A 16,018-nucleotide genomic window follows, 5' to 3' on the forward strand; every position below is an offset into this window, starting at 1 on the left:
TCACGAGTCGGTGGCCGGCGGCGGGACGTAGTCCGGGTCGGCCGAGGGCGCGTCGGGGTTGGTGGTCGAGCCGGCCTGGGCCACGTCGGACCAGTTCTCCAGCTCGGCCATCACCTCCGCGTGCTTGTCGACGCACACCACGACGAGGTCACCGCGGTTGGCGCGGCTCATCGCGTGGCGCACGGCCTCGATCTCCTCCAGCACGAGCTCGGCCTGCTTGCAGCGGGCGCCGTCGGCCATGGCGGCGCGTACGCCGTCGAGCACGAGCTGGGCGGTTGCCCCGCGCTCGCGCCCGCGCAGCGCCACGTCCTCGCGGACGATGCACACGTCGAAGTGCTGGGCGGCGATGTGGCCGAGCTCGACCATGTCCTGGTCGCGGCGATCGCCGGCGGTCGCGATGATGCCGATCCGCGAGGGGCGGGCGAGGTCGTGCGAGGACTCGAGCGACTCGCCCACGCGGTCCACGAAGTCGCCCAGCATCTTCATCCCGGGCGCGTTGTGGCAGTAGTCGACGATGACGTTGACGCCGTTGACCTCGACCTCGTTGAGCCGGCCGGGGGAGAGGTAGTAGTTGGTCGAGAAGGTGCGCAGGCCCTGCCGGATGTCGTGGAGCGGGGCGCCGGCGGCGAAGGCGGCCGCTGCGGCGGCGAGCGCGTTCTGGACGTTCATCCGTGCCCGGCCGCTGAAGGTCGCAGGCAGCAGGTGGGTCCACGCCAGCTGCATCTCACGGCGACCGTGGAGCACGACCATCATCTCGCCGCGGTCACTCGGGTTGAGCACGATCGCCTTGCCGCCGCGGCGGCAGTGCGCATCGATCATGTCGCGCACCTCGCTGCCGGGCTCCTCCATGGAGAACCACACGACCTGGCCCGAGCACTTGCGGCGCATCTCACGCACCTGCGGGTCGTCGGCGTTGAGCACGGCGTGGCCGTCGCGCGGCACCGCCTCGACGATCACCGCCTTCACGTCGGCGAGCTGCTCGACGGTGTCGATGCCGCGCAGCCCGAGGTGGTCCGGCTGCACGTTGAGGACGACGGCGACGTCGTTGCGCTCGTAGCCGAGGCCCTCGCGCAGGATGCCGCCCCGCGCGACCTCGAATACCGCGAAGTCGACGCGCGGGTTCTGCAGGACCATCCGCGCCGACCGGGGCCCGGACGCGTCCGCGCGGATCAGCAGGCGCTCGTCGATGACGACGCCGTCGGTCGAGGTCATGCCGACCTTGCGCCCCATGCCCTTGAAGATGTGGCTGATCATCCGGCTGGTCGTCGTCTTGCCGTTGGTGCCGGTGACCGCCACGATCGGGATCCGCGACGTCGCGCCGGGCGGGAAGAGCATGTCGACCACGGGCTTGGCGATGAACTGCGGCTCGCCGATCGTCGGGTGCGTGTGCATCCGGAAGCCGGGAGCGGCGTTGACCTCGCAGATCGCGCCGCCCGCCTCGCGGACCGGCTCGGTGATGTCGGGGCAGATGAAGTCGATGCCGGCGATGTCGAGGCCGACCATCCGGGCGGCCTCCTCGGCGATCTCGACGTTCTCCGGGTGGGCCTCGAAGGTGCGGTCGATGGAGATGCCGCCGGTGGACATGTTGCCGGTCAGCGCGAGCTTGACCATCTCGCCCTCGGCGGGCACGGAGTCGAGCGTGTGCCCCTGGTCGGCCAGCACCTCGATGGCGGCCTCGTCGACCTTGATCCGGGTGAGCACCTTCTCGTGGCCGACGCCGCGGCGCGGGTCGGCGTTGGTCAGGTCGACGAGCTGCTGCACCGTCGACGTCCCGTCACCGGTCACCGACGCGGGCACGCGCTCGGCGATCGCCACCATGCGGCCGTCGATGATGAGGCAGCGGTAGTCCTTGCCGGTGATGAAGGACTCGACGATGACGTTGCCACGCCGCGACTGTCCGTGCGCGACCGGGAACGCGGCGCGTACGTCGTCGTCGTCCTGCAGGTCGAGGCACACCCCGCGGCCGTGGTTGCCGTCGAGCGGCTTGAGCACGACCGGGTAGCCGATGCGGCGCGCGGCCGCGACGGCGCCGTCCTCGCTGCGGACCGACTCCTGCTTGGGGACCGGCAGCCCCGCGGCGCCGAGCAGCTTGGTGGTGAGGTCCTTGTCGGAGGCGATGTCGACCGCGATGGACGACGTCTCGGACGTCATGGTGGCGCGGATCCGCTTGGCGTGGACCCCCTGTCCCAGCTGGACGAGCGAGTACTGGTTGAGCCGGATCCACGGGATGTCGCGGGACACCGCCTCGTCGACGATCGCCTGCGTGGACGGGCCGAAGGCGGTGCGCTCGGCGCGACGGATGAAGTCGTCGCGCTCGGTCTCCCAGTCGAAGTCGGGGTCGCCCTCGACGAGGTGGTTGACCAGCCGGACGGCGAGCCGGCCGGCGGTGAGCCCAACGTTCTCCTCGATGTAGCCGTAGATGATGTTGTAGCGACCGGGCTGGCCCTTGACCTGCCGGGTCTTGCCGCGCCGGATGTCGTGGCCGACGAGCTGCTGGAGCGCCAGTGCGGCGTGCTCGGCGACGTGGCCCAGCCACGTGCCCTCGTTGAGGCGCTCGAGGAAGCCGCCGCGGCGCCCGCGCGAGCAGGAGTGCTCCCGCAGGCCGGGCAGCATCGCGACCAGGTCGTCGGTGAAGCCGGGGATGGTGTTGCTGGGGAACTGCTCGAGCGAGCCCAGGTCCACGACGAGGTGGATCGACTTGTCGTAGGACCAGACGTTGGCACCGCGGTAGACCCGCGTCTCGACGATCTCCAGGTCCGGTGTGGGCCGCTCGCTCATGCATCTGCTCCCTGGTCGGGGTCGGGGGTCTGGGGGGACGAGCCGCGGCGCAGCTTGAGCCGTCTGCGGATGGCGGCGGGCGTCGCGTCGGCGGCGGCGATGTCGCGTGCGAGCTGGCGCAGGTCGCGGCTGGCCTCGGCCAGCTCGTCGGCGTCCTCGGGCTGGATCGACGGCTCCTGCGGCACGAGCGCTCGGGTGGCGAGGTTGAAGACGGTGCCCTCGGGCAGCGTGTGGAACACGACGCCGCTGGCCAGCAGGGGCGAGGAGCGGGTCGCCTCGTGGGCGTTGGAGACCATGCGCGTGCCGTCGAAGATCGTCACCGCGCCCTTGCCGATCACCCGGAGGACCTGCTCCCCGTCGACGTCCTCCACCAGGCCGCAGGTGTCCTCGTCGACGCCGATGCCCAGCAGCTGCGGGCTCTGCGCCACGATCATGAGCAGCCGGCCGTAGCGGTTGCGCTGGTCGAAGTGCTGGTCGATCACGGCGGTGCCGACCAGGCCGAGCCCGCCGGCCACCTGGGTCATCCGCTGCTTGGGGGTGGACCCACCGACGCCGAAGGCGACCATGTGGGACGACTGGATGCTGGCGCCCGCCGAGGTGCCGGCGACGACCGCGCCGCGCTCGTGGGCCCGCCGGATCGCGTCGCCCACGGGCGTGCCGCACACGATGGACGACAGCTTGAGCTGGTTGCCGCCGGTCATGAAGATCCCGGTCGCCTCGTCCAGCGCCTTCACCAGCACCGGGTCGTGCGCCTCCTCCCGCGACTCGGGGCGTACGGCGTCCACGCCGGCCGCGCCGAACTTCGTGAACAGCGCGTCGTAGACGTCCACGACCTCGCGTCCGAGTGACGAAGCAGTCGGGATCACGGCGATGCGCGCGTCCCGGCCGCCGCTCAGGGCGACGAAGTGCTTGAGGATGGTGGGCTTGCGCACCTTGTCCTCGGCACCCCCGATGATCATGAGTGGTCCCCTGGGCATGACAGGCAGGCTAGCGGCTGGAAGGGTGAGGGAATGCAGCAGTCAGTGAGGGAGGACTCCGGCACGGCTCCGCGCAGGCTCGTGGTCATGCGCCACGCCAAGGCCGAGCACAGCGCCAGCACCGACCACGCGCGGGCGCTGGCAGACCGCGGCCTGGGCGACGCGGAGGCGGCCGGTCGGTGGATGCGCGACCACGGCATCGAGCCCGACGCCGCTCTCGTCTCCGACGCCCTCCGCACGCAGCAGACGTGGACACAGGTCGCCGCCGGCGCCGGGTGGGACGAGGACGTGGCGGTCCTCTCCGACGCGCTCTACGCCGCCGGCACCGACTCGACCTTCGACCTGGTCCGCGAGACCGCTCCCGACGTCCGGACGCTGCTCGTCATCGGTCACAACCCGGCGGTGGGCTCGCTCGCCGAGCTCGTCGACGACGGCGAGGGCGACACCGAGGCGACGACCTCCATGCTGACGCGCGGCTTCCCGACCTCGGCCGTCGCCGTCTTCGCCGTCGAGCACGAGTGGGCCGACCTCGCCCCCGGGACCGCCCGGCTCGAGGCCTTCCACGTCGGGGCTGCGTGAGCGATCCGCAGGTCGTGGCGCGGCTCCGCGCCGCCGGCTGCGTGTGGGCCGAGGACGAGGCAGCGCTGCTCGTCGAGGCCGCGTCGTCGGTCGACCACCTCGAGCGGATGCTCGCGCGCCGCGTCGCCGGCGAGCCGCTGGAGACGGTGCTCGGCTGGGTCGGCTTCCTCGGGCGCCGGCTGGTCGTCGCCCCCGGCGTCTTCGTGCCGCGTCGCCGCACCGAGCTGCTCGCCCGGCTGGCCGCGGCGCGGACCGCCTCCGCTCCGGCAGCGGACGGGACGCCGGTCGTGGTCGAGATGTGCTGCGGGGTCGCCCCGGTCGCAGCCTGCCTGGACGCGAGCCGCGCCGAGGTGCACGCGTGCGACCTGGACGAGACCGCCCTCGCGTGCGCGGCGTCCAACGCCCCGCACGCCGCGCTCCACCTCGGTGACCTCTACGACGCGCTCCCGGCCGGGCTCGCCGGCGGGGTCGCGGTGCTGGCCGCCAACGCCCCCTACGTGCCGACCGGGCGCCTCGCCGCCATGCCCGCCGAGGCGCGCGACCACGAGCCCCGGACCGCCCTCGACGGCGGCCCCGACGGTGTCGACCTGCACCGTCGGCTCGCCCGGGACGCCCCCCACTGGCTCGCGCCCGGGGGAGTGCTGCTCATCGAGACGAGCCCCGCCCAGTCCGGGCTGACGGCCGTCGCGATGGCCGCGGCCGGGCTGACGACGTACGTCGAGACCGACGCCGAGGTCGGCGGGTGCGTCGCGGTCGGCGTACGTCCCGGCGACGGCGTCAGCCGGTGAGCGGCGGCGCGGGCGTCGTGATGCCGACCTCGGCGTCGGCCTCCTCGATCTGCTCGCGCGAGATCCCCAGCAAGTAGAGGATCGCGTCGAGGTAGGGCACGTTGACCGCCGTGTCGGCGGCGTCGCGGACCATCGGCTTGGCGTTGTAGGCGATGCCGAGCCCGGCGGCGTTGAGCATGTCGAGGTCGTTGGCACCGTCGCCGATGGCGATCACCGCGTCGAGGGGTACGCCGACCTCGCCGGCGAACTCGCGCAGCGCCGCCGCCTTGCCCGCCCGGTCGACGACGTCGCCCACGATGCGCCCGGTGAGCCGGCCGTCGACGACCTCGAGCTCGTTGGCCCGGGCGAAGTGGATGCCGAGGTCGGCGGCGAGGCGGTCGGTGATCTGGGTGAAGCCGCCGGACACGATCGCGAAGCGGTAGCCCAGCCGCCGCAAGGTGCGGACCATCGTGCGGGCGCCTGGAGCGAGGACGATCGAGTCGTAGACCTCGTCGAGGGCCGACTCCGGGACACCCTCGAGCAGGGCGACGCGCTCGCGCAGGGACGCCTCGAAGTCGAGCTCGCCGCGCATCGCGGCCTCGGTCACCCGGGCGACCTCCGCCTCCTGCCCGGCGTGCGCGGCGAGCATCTCGATCACCTCGCCCTGGATGAGCGTGGAGTCGACGTCCATGACGATCAGCCGGATGCCGCGACGGTGCAGGGAGTCGCGCTGGACGGCGAGGTCGATGCCCTGCTTGACCGCCTCGACCGACAGGAGGGGGCGCAGCGTGTCGGCCGGCGCGCCCGACACGTGCAGCTCGATCGCCGTGACCGGGTAGCGGGCCATCCGCTCGATCTTGTCGATGTTGGCGCCGGAGTCGGCGATCCGGCCCGCGATGGCGGCCATCGCCGAGGCCTTCAGCGGGCTGCCGATGATCGTGATGTGCGAGCGCTCGCCGCGCCGGCTCCGGTTGTCGCCGGCGCCGCGGTCCACCTCGACGCTCATGTCGAGGTCGGTGGCGGTGCGCTCGATCAGGTCGCGCAGCTTCTTCCAGTCGCGCGGCGCGGTCACCAGGATGCCGAGCACCAGCCGCCGCCGCAGCACGATCTGCTCGATGTCGAGGACCTCGACACCGGCGCCGGAGAGCGCGGCGAAGATCGCTGAGGTGACGCCAGGCCGGTCCTTGCCCGTGAGGGTGACCAGGAGGGTCTTCGGCTCGTCTTCCATCGTGTGACGAAGGCTAGCCCCGCAGACGTGGCGCGCGCTCCCGGGTCCGCTGGGCGGTCGGGTCCGTCGCCGACAACGCCTACGGCCCCAACCCCAAGACCGGTCCGTCCGACGTCGCCGGTGGCTACCCGCCCCCGCCGGCCTACGGCACCGGCCAGTACGGCGCCTGACCGGCTACTGACCCTCCGGCCACACCTCGGGCGAGCACGCCGCCACGATCGCGCGCCGAGCCGCCCGGCCGAGGGGCTGGAGCAGGTCGCGGCGGCGCTCCGCCTCGAAGGACGACAGCGCCCCGCCGTCGTCGACGAGCGCGAGGTCGACGATGGCCCACGCCTGCAGGCCGCGCGCGGCCAGGTCGACGCACCGCGGCGGGGTGCCCAGCGGGGCGTCCAGGGCGGGACGGTGGTGGAGGTTCATCAGGGCGTCGGCGGCCTCCGGTCGCCACCGCGCGACATCGAGGTCGGCCAGGTCGCCGGCCGCGCCGAGGAGCGCGGCGCGCAGCGTGCGGTCGGCCTCCCCGACGTCCGGGAGCTGGCGGCGCGCGGCGTCGAGGGGCCGCCACTGCACCGTCTCGCCCTGCTCCTCCGGCACCAGGCCGAGCTCGCCGACCACGACGGCCTGGCCGGCCTCGAGCGCCGCGCTGTTGAAGTCGCGTGGCCCGCCCAGGCCCAGCGGGTCGCCGTCGACCGGCAGCGCCAGCCCGGCGTACGACGCCCCGGTGCCCCGCGCACGCACCAGGAGGTCGAGCGTCGAGCCGCCCTCCAGCAGGTGGGTGTCGTCGGCCAGCGCGTCGAGGACGTGGTCGGTCTGCTCGTGCCCGCGCAGCCACGCGGTCAGCCACCAGGCGAGGGTCGCCGAGTGGGGGAGGGCGAGGGGCGCGCGTGACATCGCGGCGAGGTTACCCGTCGTCCCGCCCCGTCGTGTCAGGGCCGGACGTGCCGGTGGTGCTGGATAGGGTGAGGACCATGGTCGCCGTCATCGAGCTCGCAGGGGTCACGGTGCGCCGGGGCCGGTCGCTGCTGCTCGACGACGTCAGCTGGCTGGTCGAGGACGACGAGCGCTGGGTGGTCCTCGGGCCCAACGGGGCCGGCAAGACGACGCTGCTGCAGGTGGCCGCCGCGCAGCTGCACCCGACGTCGGGTGTCGCCGGCATCCTCGACGAGGTGCTCGGCACCACCGACGTCTTCGAGCTGCGTCCGCGCATCGGCCTCACCAGCGCCGCGCTCGCCGACCGCATCCCGCGCTCGGAGCTGGTCAAGGACGTGGTGGTCTCCGCCTCCTACGGGGTGCTGGGGCGCTGGCGCGAGGAGTACGCCGACCTCGACCACGACCGGGCCGCCGACCTGCTCGCCGAGGTGGGGGCCGGCCACCTGGCGGAGCGCACCTTCGGCACCCTGAGCGAGGGGGAGCGCAAGCGGGTGCAGGTCGCGCGAGCGCTGATGACCGACCCCGAGCTGCTGCTGCTCGACGAGCCCGCGGCGGGGCTCGACCTCGGCGGACGCGAGGACCTGGTCGCGACGCTGTCCCGGCTGGCGCTCGACCCCGACTCGCCCGCGACCGTGCTGGTCTCCCACCACGTCGAGGAGATCCCGCCCGGCTTTACCCACGCCCTCCTGCTGCGCGACGGCCGCGTGGTCGACTCCGGCCCGGTCGACGACGTCGTCACCGCCGAGTCGCTGTCAGCGACCTTCGGGATGCCGCTGGTGCTCACCCGCGCCGACGACCGCTTCGCCGCACGCAGACGGCCTCACGTGCGCGTCGCTCCCGCCTGACGTCACGACGTAGTCGATAGGCTCGGGCCATGGACTGGATCCGCGACCACCTCTGGGAGACCTGGCTCGGTCTCTCCATCGTGCTGGGTGTCGCGGAGATGTTCAGCCTCGACCTGATCCTCGCGATGCTCGCCGCCGGCGCCGTGATCGGCATGGTCGCCGCCCTCCTGGGCCTGCCGGTCGTCGTGCAGGTCCTCGCGGCGCTCGGCGCCTCCATCGCGATGGTGGCCTTCGTCCGTCCCGCCTTCGTCAAGCGCCTGCACAGCGGCCCCGAGCTGGCGCTCGGCCACGGCAAGCTGGTCGGCACGCGCGGCCTGGTCACCCAGGAGATCACCGGCCTGGCGCCGGGCCGCATCAAGGTCGCTGGCGAGGTCTGGTCGGCGCTGCCCTACGACGAGCACCTCACGATCGCACCGGGCGAGACGGTCGAGATCTTCGAGATCAAGGGTGCGACCGCCTACGTCCACCCGGTCGGCACGCTCGAGCCCTGACCCGCAAGCCACCGCAACACACAAGAATCGGGGGAACCCATGGGGACTGCTCTACTGGTCCTGTTCCTGCTCGTCGCCCTGTTCGTCGTCGTCATGCTCGCCAAGACGGTCCGCATCGTGCCCCAGGCACGCGCGGGCATCGTCGAGCGCTTCGGCAAGTACAAGGGGACGCTGCCGGCAGGACTCAATATCGTCGTGCCGTTCATCGACAGGGTGCGCTACCTCATCGACCTGCGTGAGCAGGTGGTGAGCTTCCCGCCCCAGCCGGTGATCACCGAGGACAACCTGGTGGTGTCGATCGACACCGTCATCTACTTCCAGGTCACCGACCCGGTGGCGGCCACCTACGAGATCGCCAACTACATCCAGGCCGTCGAGCAGCTCACGATGACCACGCTGCGCAACATCGTCGGTGGCATGGACCTCGAGCAGACGCTGACCTCCCGCGAGGAGATCAACAACGGCCTGCGTGGCGTGCTGGACGAGGCGACCGGCAAGTGGGGCATCCGCGTCAACCGCGTCGAGATCAAGGGCATCGACCCGCCGCCGTCGATCAAGGACGCGATGGAGAAGCAGATGCGCGCCGACCGCGACAAGCGTGCGCTCATCCTGAGCGCCGAGGGCCAGCGGCAGTCCGCGATCCTCACCGCCGAGGGCAACAAGCAGTCGCAGATCCTCAACGCCGAGGGTGACCGCGAGTCGCAGATCCTGCGTGCCCAGGCCGACCGCGAGGCCGCGATCCTGCGCGCGCAGGGTGAGGGCCAGGCCATCCAGACGGTCTTCCAGGCGATCCACGACGGCCAGCCCGACCAGTCGCTGCTGGCCTACCAGTACCTCCAGATGATGCCGAAGATCGCCGAGGGCAGCGCCAACAAGGTGTGGGTCATCCCCTCGGAGATCACCAAGGCGATGGAGGGCCTCGGCTCCTCGATCCACGAGATCGCCGGCATCCCCAAGGACGCGTCGCCGCGCAAGCGCGTGGACATGGGGCCCTCCGAGCCGCAGCTGCCGCGCGGGTCCGACGACCCGGAGACCCGAGCGACCAGCGAGGCCGTGCAGCAGGCGATCGCCGCGGCCGAGAGCGCGGCCAACCCCGGCAGGACCGCACGGTCCATCGACCCCGCGGCGACCGCCACCGACCCGGCGGGCACCGACCCCACGGACCCGGGAGCACCTGCCGGCCAGTGAGTCCTGACGCATGAGTCCACTCGAAGGGGTGCTGATCGCCCTCGCAGGAGTGGCGGCCGGCACCATCAACACCGTGGTGGGGTCGGGGACGCTGATCACGTTCCCGACCCTCCTCGCGTTCGGCGTACCTCCCGTGACCGCCAACGTCAGCAACACCGTGGGGCTCGTCCCCGGAAGCATGTCCGGTGTCTTCGGCTACCGCCGCGAGCTGGCCGGTCAGCGGGCCCGTGTCCTGCGGCTGGGGTCGGCGTCGCTGATCGGCGGTGTCGCCGGCGCGCTGCTCCTGCTGGAGCTGCCCTCGTCCGCCTTCGACGCCATCGTCCCCGTGCTGATCGCGCTCGGGGTGGTGCTCGTCCTCCTGGGGCCGCGGATCCAGCGCTCGGTCGCCGCCCGCGCCGAGTCGCGGGGCGGCATCCCCGACCACGGCGTGTGGTGGGTGTGGCCCGCGGTCGCCGCCACCGGCGTCTACGGCGGCTACTTCGGCGCGGCCCAGGGCGTCCTGCTGATGGCGGTCCTCGGGATCGGCGTCGCCGACTCGATGCAACGCCACACGGCCACCAAGAACGTCCTCGCCCTCATCGTCAACGCAGTCGCCGCGCTCGTCTTCATCGCCGTCGCCGACATCGACTGGGTCGTCGCCGGACTCATCGCGCTGGGGTCGGTGGTCGGCGGGCAGATCGGCGCCGGGGTGGGTCGGCGCCTGCCGCCGGTCCTGCTCCGCGCCGTCATCGCCGGCGTCGGGGTCGTCGCACTCGCGGTGCTCCTCACCTGACGCCCCGGCGCGGCTAGTTCGAGGGGGCGGCGGGCGAGGCGGCAGGCTTCTCCACCCAGGCCTCGAGCCAGGTGTCGAGGACGTCGTAGGCCCGCGCGCGGACGGGCGGGCGCGACAGCACGACGTCGTGAATGGCCCCCTCGATCGCGATCGAGGTGACGTGGCGCCCGACGGACGAGGCCCAGTGCCGGATCTGCTCCACGTCGAGCACGATGTCGTGGGTCGACGCCGTCTCGTCGGTCTGCTCGCCGAAGAACGACTTCGCCGAGGAGAGCACCAGCGTGGGGTCGTCGATGTCGAGGCCGGCGTGCAGCAGCGCGTGCCCGCGGCGTACGGCGCGCAGCCACCCGACGTAGACGGGGCGCGACTCCAGCGGCTTCCAGGTCAGGTCGTAGTCCCACTCGCCGCCGTGCTCGCGGTGGAGCGAGCGGCCGTAGACGTCGCTGACCCGGCGCGGGATCTCCTGCATCGGCCGGCTGGTGCCCAGCCGCTCGATCGCGAGCCGGGTCGCCGGGCTGCGTAGCCACGCCGCCCCCTGCATGTCGAACCAGGGGGAGTTGAGCACCATCGCCGTCAGCTCGGGCGGCCGGCGCTCGCGCACCCAGAGCGGGACCGTCAGGCCGCCGGTCGAGTGACCCGAGGCGATCACCCCGCTGTGCCCGTCGCGCTGGGTGATCCGCCACCACGCCAGGTCGATCTCGGCGAAGTACTCACCCAGGTCGGCGACGTAGTGCGGGGTCTGGTGGTCGCGCAGCGAGCGTCCGTACTTGCGGAGGTCGAGCGCGTAGAACGTGTAGCCGCGGTCGGCCCACCACCGGGCGTACTCGGTGTGGAAGAAGTAGTCGGCGAAGCCGTGGACGTGCAGCACGGCACGGCCGTTGGGGCTGTCGGGGGTCAACGTCACGAGCGTCGCGACGACGGGCCCCTCGGGATCGGGCGGGAGGGAGATCGTCTCCACCCGGAAGTCAGGTCCGAGGACGTCGGCCTGCAGCGGGACCAGAGGCATGGGGCGAGCCTATCGAGCGGCGCTGACTTTCCCGGTTCGCCCTCGGGGAACGTCTGTCGAGCCCTAGCCTTTGGCCGTGTCGAACGCGTTGGGGTCAGTGGCGCGCGGCATCACGTCCTACGTCCAGCAGCGCGTGGCCGGCTGGCGCACCGGCTCACGGGGCAGCCAGGCGTTCCTCCTGCTGGTGCTCGTGACGTTCGTCGGCGTCGCGGTGGCCATCGGCGTGCTGGCCCAGGTCATCGTCCCGGTCGCCCTGTGGTTCCTCTTCCTCATGCTCGGCCTCATGCTGCTGCGCTTCGTGCCGCTGCTGCTCCTGATCGCGGTGCTGGGGACGGCTGCCTACTGGACCTCGGTGGAGACCGGCTTCGCCACCCCGAGCCGCAAGGCCGCGCTGGTGATCCTCGCCGTCGGCGTCCTGCTGGCGGTCTACCAGTCCAGCCGGCAGCGCTCCGGGCTGCCGATGGCGCTGAGCGAGGCGGTGCTGACCCAGCTGCGCGACCGGCTGCAGCGCCAGGGTGTCGTCCCGGCGCTGCCCACCGGGTGGCGCTCCGAGTCGGCCACGATCACCGCCAACGGTCCGAGCTATGCGGGTGACTTCCTGGTCGCCGACCTCCGCGACGACCGGTGGCTGGAGATGGCGCTGGTCGACGTGTGCGGCAAGGGCACCTCCGTCGGCCCGCAGGCGCTGCAGTTCGCCGGCGCCCTCGGGGGCCTGATCGGCGCCCTGCCCCCGGCCGAGCTGATGGCGGCGGCCAACCACTTCCTGCTCCGCCAGGAGTCCGACGAGTCCCTGGCGACGGCCGTGCACATCAAGGTCGACCTCGTCACCGGCGACTACACGATCACCAGTGCCGGCCACCCGCCGGCCCTCCACTGGCACCTCGGCCAGCGCGGCTGGTCGGTCGACAACGCGCGCGGCATGGCGCTCGGCGTCGTCGACGAGGCCGAGTTCACCCCGAGCACGGGACGGCTGCGCCCGGGGGAGGCGCTGATGTTCTACACCGACGGCGTCATCGAGTCGGCCGACAAGGACCTCGACGCCGGCATCGAGTGGCTCCGGCACGAGGCGCTCAAGGCCGTCGACGCGCGTGGCTTCACCGGGATGCCCAAGCGGGTGCTCAAGAAGGTGCCGCGCGGCGACGACGACCGCGCGATGCTCGTGCTGGAGCGCCAGGCACTCTCCTCGCCCGAGCGCGACTCCGAGCGCATGCGCGGTCTCGGCGGCTAGCCGAGGGGCTCGGGTGCGCCGCGGGAGTAGAGCTCGCGGATGACGTCCTCGATGTCGGGCTCCTGGATGGACAGGTCCGCCACGTCGTACGACGCCGCGACCGCGGCCACGATCGGCGCGGCGCTCGCGTCGGCGGGGAACGACAACCACTGGCGCGGTCCCTCGACCCGGCGGACGGTCGCCCCGGGCACCTCGACGGGCGGCGCCTCGTCGACGAGGTCGACGACGAGGGTGCGCGACGAGCCGCCCTCGACGTGCAGCCCGGCGAGCGGGCCGTCGTAGACCGACGTCCCGTGGTCGATGACGATGACGCGGTCGCAGAGCGCCTCGATGTCCTGCAGGTCGTGGGTCGTGAGCAGCAAGGTGGTGCCGCGCTCGTCGTTGAGGGCGCGGAGGAACTCGCGCAGCCGGCCCTTGCTCACGACGTCGAGGCCGATGGTCGGCTCGTCGAGGTAGAGCACCTCGGGGTCGTGCAGCAGCGCCGCGGTGATGTCGCCGCGCATCCGCTGGCCGAGGCTGAGCTGGCGCACGGGGGTGTCGAGCTGGTCGCCGAGGTCGAGCAGCTCGACGAACCGGCCGAGGTTGTCGCGGTAGCGCGCGGGGGAGATGCGGTACATCTTCTGCAGCAGGTCGAAGGAGTCGCGCAGCGGCAGGTCCCACCACAGGGTCGAGCGCTGGCCGAAGACCACCCCGATCCGCCGGGCGAGCTCGACCCGGTCGCGGCTGGGGTCCAGGCCGGCGACGCTGACGTGCCCTCCGGTCGGCACCAGGATCCCGGTGAGCATCTTGATGGTCGTCGACTTCCCGGCGCCGTTGGGACCGATGTAGCCCACCATCTCGCCCGCCTGGACGGAGAACGTCAGGTCGTGGACGGCCAGCACGGAGTCGCGGACCCGGCGGCGACCGCCGTCGACCCGGCGGCGTACGTCGAAGGTGCGCTCGAGGTCGCGCACGTCGATGAGCGGCGCCTGGGCGGATCGGACGGATCCCGTGACGGACATGGGTGTCAGCTCCCCGTGGAGGTGTAGTGGCGGACGCCGGAGCGCCACACGAGCAGGGCGGCGGCCATGGTCAGCACGCCCGCGAGCGGTGAGGCGAACTGGAACGCCTCGGGCATCCCGGCCGGGTCGGACCGGCCCAGGAGGTAGAGGCAGGGATACCAGTTGACGAAGGCGACCGGGATCACGAACGTCAGCCCGACGAGCACCTCGCGCGGGAAGATGTTGAGCGGGTACTGGGTGACCGTCGCGCCGCCGTACGTGAAGGCATTGGCGAACTCCGTGGCGTCGGTGGTCCAGAACTGGACGCAGGAGAAGCCGACGAAGAGCCCGAAGAACACGAGTCCGCCGCTGAGGAGCATCGACACGGCGACCAGCACGCGCAGCGGCGTCCAGTCGACGTAGGTGCAGGCCCACCCGAACACGACGGCCGCCTGGGTGAGCCGCCCCAGCCGCCGCAGGGTGAACTGGTCGGCGCAGACCTGCACGAGCAGCGGCACCGGCTTGGTCAGCATCTGGTCGAGGCGTCCGGTGCGGATGTAGGTGCCGATGCGCTCGACGCTGCCGATGGCGGTGTCGGCGACGGCCAGGGCGAGAGAGGCGCTGCCGTAGAGCAGCGCGACCTCGTGGAGCGTGAAGCCCTTCAGGTCGTCGAGGTGGGCGAACATGATCCACAGCCCGACGAAGTCGAGGCCGGTGATCAGCCCGTTGCCGAGCGCGAGCAGCACGAACGACGTGGGGTACTGCCAGGCCGCACGGATCCACAGCCAGGCGATCTGGAAGTAGGAGCGCAGGTGGAGCGCTGCGCCGGCCTCAGCCACCCTGGACCACCACCTTGCGCGTGGCCAGGCGCAGCACGCCCTGGCAGGCGACGAGCAGGACGACGGCCCACAGCACCTGGAAGCCGAGGGCGGCGAGCAGGTCGACGCCGGTGTGCTTGCCGAGCCAGACGTCGGCGGGGACCTGGACGTACGACGCCCACGGCAGCGCGCGGGCGAGCGTCCCCAGCCAGCCCGGGAAGAGCACGAGGGGAAGCATCATCCCGCTGAAGAAGATGGCGAACGCCCCGCTCATCACCTTCACGCCGGACTGGTCGAGCAGCCAGAAGGCGCTGCTCGCGACGAGGAACCGGATCGCGAAGCTCACCACGACGGCGAGCACCAGCGACACCGCGAAGGCGAGCGCGGTCAGGGGTGAGGAGGGGAGCGAGATGTGGAAGACGAGGAAGCCGATGAGCGTGGGTCCGACCCCCCTGGTGAGGAGGTGGTACGCCGCCCGGCCGAGGTCGCTGGCGAGGTACCACCCGACGATGCCGACCGGCCGGTACAGGTCGATCGCCACGTCGCCGGTGCGGATCCGCTCGGCGAGGTCGTCGGTGGCGCCGCCGCCCCAGAGCGCGATCGTCATCAGCAGGGCCTGGCCGAGCCAGACGTAGGTGACCGCGTCCTGGGCGTCGTAGCCGCCGGCGGTGGGGTTGGCACTCCACAGCGCGAGGTAGGCGAAGGAGTAGATGACGCCGAACACCGAGTTGGTGAAGATCCCGGCCAGAGTCGCGGCCCGGTAGGTGGAGTAGCGGCGGAACGCGCGGGTCGCGACGGCGACGTGCACCACCCTGCTCCCCCTCACACGACGACGATCCCCGAGCACCCACGAGGGGCCGGGGATCGTCTCACACGAGTGGGGTGTCGCGCACCTCAGCCGTGGCGGACCAGGTTGACCACACCGATCGTGCGGCCCTGGGAGTCGCGGGTGATCGCGACGCCGGCGCGCTTGGCGCGCGGGCTCAGCAGGATCTCCCGGTGGCCGGGGGAGTCGAGCCACAGCTCGACCATGGTGTCCGGGCTCAGGTCGGTGCCCCGGACGAGCGTCTCCCCGGCCCAGGAGTTGTCGCACTTGCGGATGACCTCGCGCTGGTCGCGGTGCTCGAGCACCCCGGTGCGGGCGATCCGGTCACCCCACCGCTCGGCCAGCTGGTCGGTGCACACGTCGAAGCTCCCGATCCTGGGCAGGCCGTGCGAGGCACGGGCCTGGTTGATGCGGACCATCAGGACGTCCTCGAGCTGGTCGCTGCTCGCGCTGGCGGCCACGGCGGTGGTGGCCCGGGGCACGGACCACGTCGCGGCCTCAGCTGCTGCGGGTACGCCGGCGAGCAGGGCGCCGGCGAGGACCGGGGCGGCCAGGCGCGCAAGGCTGCGGGGGTGCGGCACGGGGTGTCCTCCGGGGGTGGGATCCGC

Annotated in this window: 16 protein-coding genes; 7 read left to right on the plus strand and 9 right to left on the minus strand. The window is 72.3% G+C overall.

Annotated elements, in window-relative coordinates:
- Positions 1–2,778 carry a cyanophycin synthetase gene (gene cphA, locus NCI01_RS06680; RefSeq protein WP_254180686.1) on the minus strand — a complete coding sequence of 926 codons (2,778 nt, stop codon included), beginning with the start codon at positions 2,776–2,778 and terminating at the stop codon, positions 1–3.
- Positions 2,775–3,755, minus strand: coding sequence for a cyanophycinase (locus tag NCI01_RS06685; protein WP_254180687.1), 981 nt, complete (start codon positions 3,753–3,755; stop codon positions 2,775–2,777). Before NCI01_RS06685 ends, cphA begins: the two co-directional genes overlap by 4 nt.
- A gap of 33 nt (positions 3,756–3,788) precedes the next feature.
- Here NCI01_RS06685 and NCI01_RS06690 point away from each other — a divergent pair, with 33 nt between their 5' ends.
- Both NCI01_RS06690 and NCI01_RS06695 read left to right on the plus strand, forming a co-directional pair.
- On the plus strand, positions 3,789–4,334 hold the full coding sequence (locus tag NCI01_RS06690; protein WP_254180688.1) for a SixA phosphatase family protein: 546 nt from the start codon (positions 3,789–3,791) through the stop codon (positions 4,332–4,334).
- A complete protein-coding gene (locus NCI01_RS06695; RefSeq protein ID WP_254180689.1) occupies positions 4,331–5,122 on the plus strand; it encodes a putative protein N(5)-glutamine methyltransferase in 792 nt (263 codons plus the stop codon). The genes NCI01_RS06690 and NCI01_RS06695 overlap by 4 nt, the downstream gene beginning before the upstream one ends.
- Here the strand turns inward: NCI01_RS06695 and serB are convergent.
- Positions 5,112–6,329: a phosphoserine phosphatase SerB gene (gene serB, locus NCI01_RS06700; protein WP_254180690.1), complete on the minus strand. Its 1,218-nt coding sequence runs from the start codon at positions 6,327–6,329 to the stop codon at positions 5,112–5,114. The genes NCI01_RS06695 and serB overlap by 11 nt on opposite strands.
- Positions 6,330–6,503: 174 nt before the next feature.
- Entirely contained in the window at positions 6,504–7,217 is a 714-nt protein-coding gene (locus tag NCI01_RS06705; protein WP_254180691.1) for an Rv1486c family protein, read from the minus strand.
- Positions 7,218–7,294: 77 nt separating this feature from the next.
- Here NCI01_RS06705 and NCI01_RS06710 point away from each other — a divergent pair, with 77 nt between their 5' ends.
- The 4 genes from NCI01_RS06710 to NCI01_RS06725 are packed head-to-tail and all read left to right on the plus strand — an operon-like array spanning position 7,295 to position 10,552.
- Positions 7,295–8,101, plus strand: a complete 807-nt coding sequence (locus tag NCI01_RS06710) for an ABC transporter ATP-binding protein (protein WP_254180692.1) — start codon at positions 7,295–7,297, stop codon at positions 8,099–8,101.
- 29 nt (positions 8,102–8,130) lie between these two features.
- On the plus strand, positions 8,131–8,592 hold the full coding sequence (locus tag NCI01_RS06715; RefSeq protein ID WP_254180693.1) for an NfeD family protein: 462 nt from the start codon (positions 8,131–8,133) through the stop codon (positions 8,590–8,592).
- Positions 8,593–8,631: 39 nt separating this feature from the next.
- Entirely contained in the window at positions 8,632–9,780 is a 1,149-nt protein-coding gene (locus NCI01_RS06720) for an SPFH domain-containing protein (RefSeq protein ID WP_254180694.1), read from the plus strand.
- Positions 9,781–9,790: 10 nt separating this feature from the next.
- Positions 9,791–10,552 carry a sulfite exporter TauE/SafE family protein gene (locus NCI01_RS06725; RefSeq protein ID WP_254180695.1) on the plus strand — a complete coding sequence of 254 codons (762 nt, stop codon included), beginning with the start codon at positions 9,791–9,793 and terminating at the stop codon, positions 10,550–10,552.
- A 13-nt stretch (positions 10,553–10,565) separates the two neighbouring features.
- Here NCI01_RS06725 and NCI01_RS06730 read toward each other — a convergent pair whose 3' ends face one another.
- The gene (locus NCI01_RS06730) at positions 10,566–11,558 is read right to left on the minus strand and encodes an alpha/beta hydrolase (protein ID WP_254180696.1); all 993 of its coding nucleotides are present in this window, start codon (positions 11,556–11,558) and stop codon (positions 10,566–10,568) included.
- 76 nt (positions 11,559–11,634) lie between these two features.
- Between NCI01_RS06730 and NCI01_RS22645 the strand changes: the two genes are divergently transcribed.
- The gene (locus NCI01_RS22645) at positions 11,635–12,786 is read left to right on the plus strand and encodes a PP2C family protein-serine/threonine phosphatase (RefSeq protein ID WP_254180697.1); all 1,152 of its coding nucleotides are present in this window, start codon (positions 11,635–11,637) and stop codon (positions 12,784–12,786) included.
- Here the strand turns inward: NCI01_RS22645 and NCI01_RS06740 are convergent.
- From NCI01_RS06740 to NCI01_RS06755, 4 genes are all read right to left on the minus strand, one after another.
- Positions 12,783–13,787, minus strand: coding sequence for an ABC transporter ATP-binding protein (locus NCI01_RS06740; RefSeq protein ID WP_254180698.1), 1,005 nt, complete (start codon positions 13,785–13,787; stop codon positions 12,783–12,785). The two genes, NCI01_RS22645 and NCI01_RS06740, sit on opposite strands and share 4 nt — an antisense overlap.
- 5 nt (positions 13,788–13,792) lie before the next feature.
- Positions 13,793–14,605, minus strand: coding sequence for an ABC transporter permease (locus NCI01_RS06745; RefSeq protein WP_254180699.1), 813 nt, complete (start codon positions 14,603–14,605; stop codon positions 13,793–13,795).
- Positions 14,598–15,395, minus strand: coding sequence for an ABC transporter permease (locus NCI01_RS06750; RefSeq protein WP_254180700.1), 798 nt, complete (start codon positions 15,393–15,395; stop codon positions 14,598–14,600). The genes NCI01_RS06745 and NCI01_RS06750 overlap by 8 nt, the downstream gene beginning before the upstream one ends.
- Positions 15,396–15,478: 83 nt before the next feature.
- Positions 15,479–15,991, minus strand: a complete 513-nt coding sequence (locus tag NCI01_RS06755) for a CAP domain-containing protein (protein ID WP_254180701.1) — start codon at positions 15,989–15,991, stop codon at positions 15,479–15,481.
- Between the last annotated feature and the right edge of the window lie 27 nt (positions 15,992–16,018).

It is taken from the genome of Nocardioides pinisoli, assembly GCF_024199985.1.
Taxonomy (GTDB): Bacteria; Actinomycetota; Actinomycetes; order Propionibacteriales; family Nocardioidaceae; genus Nocardioides; species Nocardioides pinisoli.

Coding starts and splice junctions, on each gene's coding strand:
- cphA (WP_254180686.1), bottom strand. CDS start 2,778: ATGAGCGAGCGGCCCACACCGGACCTGGAGATCGTCGAGACGCGGGTC.
- NCI01_RS06685 (WP_254180687.1), bottom strand. CDS start 3,755: ATGCCCAGGGGACCACTCATGATCATCGGGGGTGCCGAGGACAAGGTG.
- NCI01_RS06690 (WP_254180688.1), top strand. CDS start 3,789: ATGCAGCAGTCAGTGAGGGAGGACTCCGGCACGGCTCCGCGCAGGCTC.
- serB (WP_254180690.1), bottom strand. CDS start 6,329: ATGGAAGACGAGCCGAAGACCCTCCTGGTCACCCTCACGGGCAAGGAC.
- NCI01_RS06705 (WP_254180691.1), bottom strand. CDS start 7,217: ATGTCACGCGCGCCCCTCGCCCTCCCCCACTCGGCGACCCTCGCCTGG.
- NCI01_RS06710 (WP_254180692.1), top strand. CDS start 7,295: ATGGTCGCCGTCATCGAGCTCGCAGGGGTCACGGTGCGCCGGGGCCGG.
- NCI01_RS06715 (WP_254180693.1), top strand. CDS start 8,131: ATGGACTGGATCCGCGACCACCTCTGGGAGACCTGGCTCGGTCTCTCC.
- NCI01_RS06720 (WP_254180694.1), top strand. CDS start 8,632: ATGGGGACTGCTCTACTGGTCCTGTTCCTGCTCGTCGCCCTGTTCGTC.
- NCI01_RS06725 (WP_254180695.1), top strand. CDS start 9,791: ATGAGTCCACTCGAAGGGGTGCTGATCGCCCTCGCAGGAGTGGCGGCC.
- NCI01_RS06730 (WP_254180696.1), bottom strand. CDS start 11,558: ATGCCTCTGGTCCCGCTGCAGGCCGACGTCCTCGGACCTGACTTCCGG.
- NCI01_RS06740 (WP_254180698.1), bottom strand. CDS start 13,787: ATGTCCGTCACGGGATCCGTCCGATCCGCCCAGGCGCCGCTCATCGAC.